The organism is Clostridium paridis, assembly GCF_016765615.1.
Classification (GTDB): Bacteria; Bacillota; Clostridia; order Clostridiales; family Clostridiaceae; genus Clostridium_T; species Clostridium_T paridis.
Genome location: NZ_JAESWA010000022.1, coordinates 927,823 through 940,007 on the forward strand (window position 1 = coordinate 927,823; position 12,185 = coordinate 940,007).

Genomic DNA, 12,185 nt, shown 5'->3' on the forward strand with positions numbered 1-12,185 from the left:
CTGCTTATGTTGCATACATAACTTCTTTCTTTATAGAATGACTTCTTTGTTTTTTTCATCAACTCGCATATCTTCTTTAATTATTTCATTTAAATAGCCATCATCTAGAATTATATAACTTCCTTTGCTGTTTTTGCTTAATATTTTTAAATATTCAATCAATTCATCCACTGACATGATTAATCACCTACCATTGAAAAAGGATTTTAACGACTCCTTTAAAATAATTTACTTTGAAAATATATCTTAATATAGGAATAATTACGTCAACAAATTGAAAAAGCTTTAGATTATAACCTATATTATTTATCAATACATTCTACGTTAGCTCTGACATATATATGTGTATCACTCGCTTCCCCGGATGGAGAAACAAGTGGCAAAAAATACATTAATTGGTATAATACTTATACAAAAGAATCTAGTGATATAGCAATAAATGAAGATAATTGCTACAAATACAGATGTTCCGTTCTACATCAAGTTAGTAGACAACATGAAAAGTTTGATTATGGTAGAATTTTATTTGTTGAAAACTATGAGCTCTTAACAAAAAGATACCCTAATGGATTATACCCATATATATGGGGACTTACCGTTATATCTTAAATTAAATAGAATAATAGAGGAGATATGCTCTCCTCTATTATTTTGCTACATAATTTATAAAATGCGTCCAATATTATTCTTTCTAATCATAAAATCTACAATAATTGCCTATTGAGCAATAATTAATTTAGTTTTTTAACTAATTTCGCAGGCACTCCTGCATATAGTGAATTTGGCTCACAATCTCTAGTCACAACAGCGCCAGCCGCTATAACAGAACCTTTTCCGATCTTAACGTTACTGATAATAGTAACATTAGCACCAATCCAACATCCATCCTCTACTTGTATTGCATCAAAAGATGCATCTCCAGCTCTACGTTCACTTGGCCCCATTTTATGATTGTCTGAAATAAAATGTACACCAGGTCCAACACTTACATTACTTCCAATTGTCACATTTGGCCTAATTATGCAATCAAAGTTAATAAATGTATTGTTTCCAATAATAATTGGCTGTTCCTTTAAAGCTCTTAATTCAGTTCTACGTAAAATATTTACTTGATTTCCTATCCTGATAGTCCCTTTAGGGCTATGCCATAACCTAACATTCTCAAATTGACATTTACTTCTAACTTGATATTTTAATGAATAAAACTTGCTTCTTAACCACTTAATCCCTAATTCTATCTTTTTAAACATATTGTACCTCCTATTTTTAATTACCAACTTTAAAGATCTGTTCGTCCCATCCTATTTACATCTAAATAATTATTAATGGCTTGTCTGTTTCACAATTTTCTTTAAAGTATATTATAAGTCTACATGCAATATTTTTCCACATAATTTTGTGAAAATCTGACTTGGATAAGTTGTTGTTAGATATTTTGTCTGATGTGATTGGGTTTTTTACATGGTTTTTGAACGCTTAATTTCCGCTTTATCTCCTACTAATGAAACAAATTTGGAAATAAAAATTGATCCTGAACCACTAAATTTATATCTGCCGTTAAGAAATTCAGCATGAGATACACGATGAGCTTCAGCAGCGTAGTCTAATGCAACTTGAATTGCAACCGTATCATCAGTAATTCCATAACCTTTAGCACCGAACATTTCAGAAGTAACATATGGTTTGTTGTATTTAGAATATCCTCCTATTAAGATGGTAATTTGCTAAAAATATTTAATCTTATTTCTAACAATTATTTTAATTCATAACCATAAGTAGGCATCAAATATTTAGCTGCTTTAATAACTTCGAAAATACAATTAAAATATCCTAGTAAAGCAACGTGTTGCTTTACTAGGATTAATATATTACTTATCTTTAATTTTCATTGTTTAGAGACTCTTATTAAACCAAAGCTTAAGATTTTGAAAGTATTCACTATGTCTATTTCTATCTTTATTAAACTATGACATTAGTGATTAATAAATAATATTTACATTCTAGATTGATTTTGCAAAACCCTTCTTTTTATACTAAGACAATGTCAGCCCAACGCAGCATTATAAACTTGTGAATTAAATAACCTTTGGGCCTAATTCTTTATTTTGTAACTCCAGTTTCCTAAATGATTTCTTCGCATCCTAATTTATTAGATCTTCTCTTACTTACAAGTCCATCACCATAAGGATTTCTTGCGCATTATTAGCCTCAAGAATCCGACTTAAAAAACTTCTTATTTCGGCAATAAACGAAATACCTAATAACGAAAAGGGTTATTTCAGACAAACTACAACTAATTGCTAATCCATATAAGTTAAGATTACTGGATAAAATCAATATTCCCAAGCCACATACCTGAACAACAGATGCTATAATCGTTGTTGTTGTCGTTTCTTTTACCTTACCAATTGCCCCTAAAACTGGCCATCCATAAAGCATGGAATAAAAACTAAATATAAACGCAGGAAGCAAAATTCTTAATACATTCCCTGCAGATATGTATTTGTCTCCACCTATAACTTGCATTACTGTCTCAGATGCAAAAAAGACTATTGCACTCCCTATTAGCATTGGAATTATCATTATTATATTAATTTTCTTTATAATATTTATATCTTTTTCTCTTAACATATGTGGATATAAACTATTTGTAATAGGATTATACAGGGCCTTAGCAGCAGATAGAATTTGCATGCAAATTCCCCAAAAAGCAATATTGCTCATGGATAAATAAAATCCAGCAACTACTGTAGTTAGTGCTCCAAATACCGTAGTTGCAAAGTTAGATATAAAATAGACAAAAGACTCCCTCAAATCTTTTAGCCATTCGCGAAATGAAGAAAATGAAATCTTAATTTCTAGCTTTCTTACAAAATAAAATGATATAATGACAGCAACAATATTTCCCACAATTTCTAGTGTTGGAATCAATAACAAATCGCCGTCTCCGTGAATCATCACAAATGTCAAAAAGGTAGTTATTGACTTTGCAACAATGTAAGGAATTGCAATTAAATGCATTTTTTCTAATCCACGAAACATGAAATCAAATAGAAAAATAGTCACTAATGCCGATAATAAATAAAGTGAGCTAAATAACTTATTCTGATTTAGTATAGGAATGAACATTGATATTATTATAAAAAATAATGTAGCATAAATAGCCAATATTCCTTTCTCTGCTAATGTATCACCTGTTATACGTCCAACTTTTTCCTTATCCGCCGCAACAAAAACAATTTCCTTTGTTGCAGAGAGTAAAAATCCAAAATCAATAACCAGTTGAACATAGACTATAAGTGCCCTAACATACGTGACAATTCCATACATATCTGTTGAAAGTGTTCTAGTCAAATATGGTAAAGTAAGTAATGGAAATACCAATTTTACTATACTCATTAAATATAGAGCTATAGTATTTCTAAAAAACACCATCTTGTTACTGCGCATCATACTTTTCTCCTAAAACTTGTCCTAACAACTCCCATGTGAGACTGGATTTTCTAATTACTTGGTCATCAATCTGAATTTCTTTTTCATGGTACTTTTCTAAAAGTTCGTATATTTCTTCCGGTGCTGCATTAAACAAGGAAGTACAGCGACCACTTTCTCCAATTTGAGAATAAAATCTTACTGTTTTTTCCGGATGACAAGCAACTGCCACAACTGATTTTCCAAAAGAACATGCAACAACACCAACATGAAGTTTGCAAGTAAGCACGACATCTATAGTTTTTAAAAATGCTGTCATTTCAGACGGATTTTCATATATAAAATGTTCACATTTTACTCCAGATTCACTTTCAAACTCCTTAAAATATTCTTCTTCATATTCCAAAATTGAATCTGAAGTTACAACTACCTTATATTCTGGATGTCTCACTATGAACATTTTAACACCCCTTGCAAATTTTAGGAGAGCCTCTCTTGAATGATTATAATGAACCAAGAGTACTCTTCTATTGTTCTTAGTTTGTTCTATTCTTTTCATCTGTGAACTCTGATTAGATTCTTTCAAGGCTCTTGTTATGATCAAATCTCCACTTTCGATAATATTTGCTTTGGGACATAGTTTTTTTAATGCTTCATATGATTCTTTATCTCTGACTGTAACAAATTGTGAATGATTGCATATTCTTCTTATTCCAAAGTTCATAAATGAACTATGATTTGGGCCAGCTCCAATCCCCAATACCACCATTGGAACTTTTTTATATGATGCCCATATTCCTAAAGGCATAAATCGAAGAAATTGAACTAAATTATCTCGAAAACGAGCCTTATGTCCCTCGCCAAAGTATCCTCCAGGTATATAAATAATCAAATCCGCCTCTCGCCTATTAATAGACCTATTTTTTAAATAATCTTTAAGATTACTTTCAAAGAAAAAAGATGGTTGATAAAAGTTAACGTTAATCCCTTTTTCTTTTAGATACTCATAAACTATTTCTCCATATATATAATCACCATAATTACTCGAATCACAATTTGTTGCGCCATGCAAAATGAAATTACCTATCATTTTTCATCCTCCCTACAGTAATGGTATTACCACAAGTTATTACCTAACTTTTAGCACTAATACTGTATTTTTCAAAATCTTTATATAAATTTAATATCCCACAAAATGAAAAGGAATATTTTCAAACCATACCAAAATACACTTTATACCAAATATAAAAAGTAAACCTTTGCGTATACTCATTATTACCAATCTCTTGAGCTTCACAAATAACAAAAAACTTAAAAATTTGCAAATTCTCTAAATTTTAAATAAATCTCATACGGCTCAAATATAATGTCCTTCTTGCTATTTAACTAATAATCATTATAAAGTTATCACACTTCTTTAGTAAACTTAAACCGTTCAAAAATAAAAACTACTATAATTAACATTATTATCGCTCGATATACATCAAAAAACTCACTACGTACCAATATAATTAACTGTGAAAATATTGAAAAATACATAGCACAGCTCTTTCTAGTATTGAAATTACTATTTATATTTACAAACTTGCAAATGAGAACTCCACATAATAATGCTGCAAGTACGCCTCCAAAATATCCCCAATTCCAATACAATTCACCAATAAAACTTGAGCCAACAGGTGCTCCAATATATGGATTTATAACATATGTCGATGATGCAAGATTAAAAAAATCCCCCACAAGCCACCCAATTGGTAAAAAGGATGGTAATGTTCTTAAATATGATAAACCATACTGATATGGCATTATATTGGGAACCAATTTTACAATTGAAGCAACTGAAAGCAAAGTAATTCCGGTCTCCGCAAATGTTTCTCCTCCTATATTTTCAAATAAATTAAATGAAAATAAATTTTTGACTAATTCAGGTCCTATTGAACGTAAATCAAATCTATAATTACGTATTGTTATTATTACATTTAATAAAATAATTGCTATAACTCCGTAGATAATATTTCTTTTAATTGATAGATGTCTCTTTTCTAGAGAAAATTCGTATCCAAGAAAAATTGATAATATGGAAAAAATTTGAATTTTTCTACTTCCAGTTAATATCATTATACAAACTAAATATATTAAGACAATAACAAATATTCTCTTTTTTGATCGTTCTTTAATGCATCCACTAAAAAATATAAAGAAAATTCCTGGTAGCATTAAATACGCTAAATCATCCCATACTCCTGAACTTACAGCTCCTGAATAAGCAGAATATGAATTTACTGACTGTGTGACAGAAATAATATGTACATCATTTATTACCTTCGCAATTGCACCAATTAAGAAGATAATAATACCACTTATGTACAACCTCTTGTCTGGTGCTATTTTCTTCAGATTGTCTTTTTTTAATGCATTAGTACTATTATAGAACATTAGATATCCAATTGAAAAGAATTCCAAACACAGTATTACAAAAATATATGAATGAAATAATTCACTATTTTCAAAGTACATTATTGGATTCCATAACAAAACCGACTCTAATGCAAAAACTTCTCGAAACAAATAACCAAACATAAAAAGATATGAAATCACTACAAACCAGAGTCCAAAATCATAAAATGGAACCTTTTTCAACCTAAAACTAACCATTTGAATACAAATTAACCCGCAAACCCATGGAAATAATCTTACATTATAATCATAAAGGACTTGCTGGTTGTTCCAATTTATACTTAACCAGATTAGAAAAAATGCAATAAAAGATCCATTCATCATCCATAAAAATATATCGTATATTTTTGACTTATTTTTTTTAATAACCACCATAAGACTACACCTTTTTCAATTGTTTAATCAATTCTAAATACAGTTTATACAATTTCTCTGCTTGATACATGATATCATATTTTCCATTCTCCATTGATTTCCCTAACTTAAACCTATCAATCATATGGTTTTTAGTATATAAGTTAAAAATATTTTCAGCCCACTTTTTAGGAGTTATATCAAGTGACAAATAACTGATATCTCCAGTAACATTGATTTCTCTTGTGATTTTATCTGATATGCATGCCTGCAAACCTGCAGCCTGAATTTCCACTAAAACAACAGGTAATCCCTCATATCTTGAAGGTAGTACAAAAAAGTCGATTGCTGACAATAGCTCAGGAACATCCTTTCTTACCCCTAAAAACTTGACGTGATTTTCAATTCCTAATTCTCTGCATTCCTTTTCTAAATTGTTTCTATCTTCTCCTTCGCCAATCAGTAATAGTTTTGAATTCGGATTTAATACTACTAACTCCTTCATTATATGCAACAGAAAACTCTGATTCTTTTGATATGTGAGTCTTGCAACATTCCCTAATACAAAATTTTCTTCCAAATTCATCTCTGATCGCAACTTAGATCTCACAGATTCGTTATAAGCATATTTTGATAAATCAATTGCATTATCAATAACCATAACATTACCAGTTTTGTAATCTTTATCACCAAATAGCCATTTTGCAGCATCAACTCCGCAGGCAAATTTATTTGTTGCAAATAATTTAGATATATATGTAAGAAACATTCTATATGCTCTCTCACCCAAACTCTCATTAACAAATGCCATATGGCTATGGATAATCCTAACTTTGCACCCAAATATTCTAGCAAATAATAGACCAATCGTAGACTTGTATCCGTGGCAGTGCACAATATCATAATTTCCATTTTTAATTATTGTTGCAACATCTTTGAGATGTTTGATAGGATTTTCTCTAAATCTTTTCACATGAAAAACTTCACTATTTAAGCCAATGAAATTCGACTCCATATACCCAATTTCGCTGCCGGGTACTATTGCATCAAACTTGATTTTTGCTAAGTCCATATGAGAGTAATAATTATATAAAAAGCTTTCTACTCCACCGCCATCTAAAGTTGTAAAAAGATGTAATACTTTAATCATGGATTTCTACCTTCCCCTTTATATCTTGTAGTTTTTTCGTTAATTCTATCTCAAGTTCAGATTCATCTTTATATACATCCGCCATAAACATATCACAATTGTGAATCAGCTTTTTTCGATCCATCTCAACACTATACTGATAGAGTACATCTTTTTCTTCCATAGCGTTCATTCTCAAGGTAAAACCAATCCCATATTTTTCTGAAACCTTCTCCATATAAGTTCCTTCACAAACCAAAATTGGTTTATACAAACACGCAGAATAATACAATTTATTAGAAAGAGCATAGTCCAAGAGTGGAGTATTATTCCCATATAAATTCATTATTAAGTCTGTATTTTTGTAATAATTTAATGTTTCATGAAAATCGAATGTATCTATTAAAGTTACATTGTTTATTTGATTCTTTTCGCAAAATGCCTTCAACTGAGTAGCATTAGTCCCAATAAAATTCAAATGAAATCTCTTATCATTTTTAAAAAATTGAAGAACTTTCTCATTTTGTTCCATAAAACGAACCAGTCCAATGTAACTTATGTAAATAGTTTGATAGCTACTATTTTGATATTGCCTATAATTTTTATAATCATTGTGCGGTATATTATGTGTTACATAGTACTCACCTCGGGGCAAAAATTCTTCATACCCTTTTGAGGATATTATATTCATTATAGAATTACTCACAAGTATTTTTTGTGCTATCCTATATAGAAAAAATCTTTCATAGCTATAATCACGAACATCATATATATACCTATTCTTAAAATTAAAGATAAGCAAGTCTAATAGAATAAATGAAACTATTGAATGTAATGGAATAAGAATGGTATAGTTCTCCTTTTTAACTTCACTGATTACAAATTTTCTATACTTAATATATCCCAAGACTTTACTTATTTTACTCAGGGATTCGTAATAAAATCGTATATATCGTGATTCACAAATATCCTCATTACCATTTTTATCCCAGTAAATAATCTTGTAATCAACATTCAACTTATCTAAAATAGAAATATAGAAGTTTATATAAGGGGTCAAATACACATTATCTGCCAATACTATTAATGCTTTCATTTGGGATATCTCTCCTATCTATTCTTCTATAGCCACTCTTTCATTAGTTTTATATACAAATCTCATATAAAATGGATTTAATGATGAAGTCTAAACCTATTTTCTTCGTCATCTGGCTACGAAAAATTCCTAATATTCCTTATCTGATGTTCTGAATTCTCAGAAGCTAAAATAAATCCACATCCTTAACCTTCAACGATGCATTTTATTTCACCATTAATGGCACCAATTATCAGTTTACTTCTGATAAATAATAACTAACTCTTCATTTTAAAGAAGATTCATCACTTCAACCACTTGCACCATCACAAGAATAGCATCCTCCATTGCATAGTATCTGCTATTCTATCAATAGACTTTTTACCGTGAGATACTAAATTACTTTCCTTCAACTCTTTCGTACAACTTTTATTATTTCCCCCAAACCACTCTATTCACGTAATCAGTATACGACAATATTATTCTAAGAATCTTGTCAGATACATTAGGCATACTATAATCAGCTACTCTTCTTAAAGTATCTACTTCTTGGTTTTCAAGAACCTCTAGCCCCTGTAATATCCTTTGTTTCTCTAATCCAACCATCATAACTGCTGCTTCTTCCATCGCTTCTGGTCTTTCATGGGCTTGTCTTATATTTAAAGCTTTAAATGCTAAAATAGAAGACTCTTCACTTATAGTTCCACTATCACTTAATACAACTTTAGCTTTTGTTTGAAGTTTTACATAGTCGTTAAATCCAAGTGGCTTCATAAGTGAAATTAATGGATTAAATTCAATGCCCTTTGCATCTATCATTTTTCTTGTTCTAGGGTGTGTACTTACTATAACCGGCATATTATATTTTTCTGCTATTGAATTTAAGCTCTCAACTAAATTTAAGAAGTTTATTTCTGAACTTATATTTTCTTCTCTATGAGCTGATACTACGAAGTACTTTCCTTCCTTCAACTTTAATCTTTCTAATACATCTGATTTCTCAATGTCTTCTTTTCTTGAGTTAATTACTTCAAACATTGGACTTCCTGTTTTTATTATTCTATCTGATGGAAAGCCTTCTCTAAGTAAATATTCTCTTGCTATATCACTGTAAGTTAAATTTATATCTGAAGTATGGTCTACTATTTTTCTATTAGTTTCTTCTGGTACTCTTTGGTCAAAACATCTATTTCCAGCTTCCATATGGAATATTGGAATATGTCTTCTCTTAGCTGCTATTGCTGCGAGACAACTGTTTGTATCACCAAGTACCAGGAATGCATCTGGATTTACTTCTTCCATTATTGGATCTATCTTTACAAGTATATTTCCTATAGTTTCAACTGCGGTTCCAGTAGCTGCATTAAGGAAAAAGTCTGGTTTTTTCAATTCAAAATCATTAAAAAATACTTCATTTAGTTCGTAATCATAATTTTGGCCAGTATGAACTAAAATATGTTCTATAGCTTCTGATTTTTCCAACTTATTTATAACAGCAGATAATCTTATAATCTCTGGTCTTGTTCCAACCACTGTCATTACTTTTAGCCTCTTCATCTATTTAAACCTCCAAAAAATAAGTATCTGGCTTTTCAGGATTAAATGCTTCATTAGCCCACATTATAGTCACCATATCATTCTCTCCGACATTAACAATAGAATGCGTATATCCTGTTGGAATATCTACTACTTGTAATTTTTCTCCACTTACTCTATATTCAATAATATCTTCTGAATCTATTTTTCTGAAACGAATTAATCCTTCTCCACTCACAACTAAAAATTTCTCATTTTTAGTATGATGCCAATGATTCCCCTTTGTTATTCCTGGTTTCGATACATTTACTGAAACCTGACCTCTTTCAGAAGTTCTTATAAATTCAGTAAAGGACCCTCTATTATCACAATTCATCTTTAAGTCATATGAAAAATCATCTGTTGGTAAAAAACTCAAATAAGTACTATAGAGTTTTTTACTCAATAAATCACTCATATCAGCCACTGAAAGATTTTTTCTACTTTCTTTAAATCCTTTAATTTTATCAGCTAATTCACCTAATCTAATATTGTAAAAAATAGGTACAACACAATATTTTTCTTGCATTGTTGGCGTTCCTTCTAATGCTCTTATGAATTCATCAACTACATCATCAATATAACATAGTGTTAATTCAGCATCAGGATTATTTATCTGTATATCTAAACCTCTTGCTACATTATTGCAATAAGTTGCCACCACTGTATTATAATTAGGTCTACTCCATTTTCCAAAAAGGTTAGGTAATCTATATACTAGAGCTTTTGCTCCTAATTCTCTACTATAGTTAAATAATAATTCTTCTCCTGCTCTTTTACTGTTACCATAAGGATTATCTCTTTCAGCTTGAATAGAAGAAGTTATTAAGATAGGGGATTTATTATTATATTCTCTAAGAAGATTAAGTAGTTCAGAGGTAAACCCAAAATTACCTTCCATAAATTCTTTTTCATCCTTAGGTCTATTTACACCAGCAAGATGAAAAACAAATTCACAATTTTTAGCATATTCATCAAGTAATGCTTTATCAGTATCTATATCAAATTTATATATATCCTTGTATCCCCTATTAATAAGTTCTGATATAAGATTTTTGCCCACAAAGCCATTTGCTCCTGTAACAAGTATTTTCATAATAACGCCTGCCTCTCTATAGGATAAACTATTTAGTTCCTTTTCTTACACTTTCCCATTTTTCAAGTTCTTCTCTTATATAATCAAGCTGTAGCAACTTTTCTTTGATTTGTCCAACTGTTAACATTTCTGTATTATGTGAATTGTACTCTTCTTCATTTGAAAGCAATTCATTTCCTTCTACAAAATACTTATCATAATTTAGGTCTCTCTTATCTGCTGGTATTCTGAAGAATTCTCCCATATCAACTGCGTGCATATACTCTTCTTTAGTAAGAAGCGTTTCATATAGTTTTTCTCCATGACGAGTACCTATTATTTTTATTTCATTATCCACATCAAATAGTTCTTTCATTGCCTGTGCTAAATCTCCAACAGTGCTTGCAGGTGATTTTTGAACCATAATATCTCCACTTTCAGCATTTTGAAATGCAAATACTACGAGTTCTACTGCTTCCTCAAGACTCATTAAATATCTGGTCATTTTAGGATTTGTTACAGTTAATGGTTGTCCATTTTTTATTTGTTCTACAAACAATGGAATAACTGAGCCTCGGGAAGCCATAACATTTCCATATCTAGTGCCACAAATTATTGTTTTATCTGGTGATACTGTATTTGATTTTGCTATAAACACCTTCTCCATCATTGCTTTTGATATCCCCATAGCATTAATTGGATAAGCTGCCTTATCTGTAGAAAGACAAATTACTTTCCTTACTCCATATTCTATAGATGCTGTAAGCACATTATCTGTTCCAATAACATTAGTTTTCACAGCTTCCATTGGGAAAAACTCACAAGAAGGAACTTGTTTAAGAGCAGCTGCATGAAATACATAATCAACCCCATGCATGGCGTTTTTAATACTAGCTAAATCTCTAACATCACCTATATAAAACTTTATCTTATCATTTTTATATAGTTTTCTCATATCATCTTGCTTTTTCTCATCTCTAGAGAAAATACGAATTTCTTTAATATCTGTGCTTAAAAATCTTTTTAGTACTGCATCACCAAAGGAACCAGTACCTCCTGTTATAAGTATGGTTTTATTCTTGAACATA

At 30.3% G+C, this 12,185-nt stretch carries 11 protein-coding genes; all 11 read right to left on the minus strand.

The window, feature by feature from the left end:
* Window positions 1-30 precede the first annotated feature (30 nt).
* The 11 genes from JK634_RS12305 to JK634_RS12355 all read right to left on the minus strand — a co-directional run bounded on the left by JK634_RS12305 (window position 31) and on the right by JK634_RS12355 (window position 12,184).
* The gene (locus tag JK634_RS12305) at window positions 31-177 is read right to left on the minus strand and encodes a hypothetical protein (protein ID WP_202767935.1); all 147 of its coding nucleotides are present in this window, start codon (window positions 175-177) and stop codon (window positions 31-33) included.
* Between the two features lie 554 nt (window positions 178-731).
* Window positions 732-1,250, minus strand: coding sequence for an acyltransferase (locus tag JK634_RS12310; RefSeq protein WP_202767936.1), 519 nt, complete (start codon window positions 1,248-1,250; stop codon window positions 732-734).
* Window positions 1,251-1,457: 207 nt separating this feature from the next.
* Window positions 1,458-1,664 carry a pectate lyase family protein gene (locus tag JK634_RS12315; RefSeq protein ID WP_202767937.1) on the minus strand — a complete coding sequence of 69 codons (207 nt, stop codon included), beginning with the start codon at window positions 1,662-1,664 and terminating at the stop codon, window positions 1,458-1,460.
* A gap of 544 nt (window positions 1,665-2,208) precedes the next feature.
* Window positions 2,209-3,453 (minus strand): oligosaccharide flippase family protein, encoded by a 1,245-nt coding sequence (locus tag JK634_RS12320; RefSeq protein ID WP_202767938.1) that lies wholly within the window; start codon window positions 3,451-3,453, stop codon window positions 2,209-2,211.
* Window positions 3,440-4,522 (minus strand): polysaccharide pyruvyl transferase family protein, encoded by a 1,083-nt coding sequence (locus JK634_RS12325; protein ID WP_202767939.1) that lies wholly within the window; start codon window positions 4,520-4,522, stop codon window positions 3,440-3,442. Before JK634_RS12325 ends, JK634_RS12320 begins: the two co-directional genes overlap by 14 nt.
* Window positions 4,523-4,839: 317 nt before the next feature.
* Window positions 4,840-6,264 carry an O-antigen polysaccharide polymerase Wzy gene (gene wzy / locus JK634_RS12330; protein ID WP_202767940.1) on the minus strand — a complete coding sequence of 475 codons (1,425 nt, stop codon included), beginning with the start codon at window positions 6,262-6,264 and terminating at the stop codon, window positions 4,840-4,842.
* A 4-nt stretch (window positions 6,265-6,268) separates the two neighbouring features.
* Window positions 6,269-7,393: a glycosyltransferase family 1 protein gene (locus JK634_RS12335; protein ID WP_202767941.1), complete on the minus strand. Its 1,125-nt coding sequence runs from the start codon at window positions 7,391-7,393 to the stop codon at window positions 6,269-6,271.
* Window positions 7,386-8,468, minus strand: a complete 1,083-nt coding sequence (locus tag JK634_RS12340; RefSeq protein ID WP_202767942.1) for a glycosyltransferase family protein — start codon at window positions 8,466-8,468, stop codon at window positions 7,386-7,388. The genes JK634_RS12335 and JK634_RS12340 overlap by 8 nt, the downstream gene beginning before the upstream one ends.
* Before the next feature lie 411 nt (window positions 8,469-8,879).
* Window positions 8,880-10,004, minus strand: coding sequence for a non-hydrolyzing UDP-N-acetylglucosamine 2-epimerase (gene wecB, locus JK634_RS12345; RefSeq protein ID WP_202767943.1), 1,125 nt, complete (start codon window positions 10,002-10,004; stop codon window positions 8,880-8,882).
* Window positions 10,005-10,008: 4 nt separating this feature from the next.
* The gene (locus JK634_RS12350) at window positions 10,009-11,118 is read right to left on the minus strand and encodes a capsular polysaccharide biosynthesis protein CapF (protein ID WP_202767944.1); all 1,110 of its coding nucleotides are present in this window, start codon (window positions 11,116-11,118) and stop codon (window positions 10,009-10,011) included.
* Window positions 11,119-11,146: 28 nt separating this feature from the next.
* A complete protein-coding gene (locus JK634_RS12355) occupies window positions 11,147-12,184 on the minus strand; it encodes a polysaccharide biosynthesis protein (protein ID WP_202767945.1) in 1,038 nt (345 codons plus the stop codon).
* Window position 12,185: the final 1 nt, after the last annotated feature.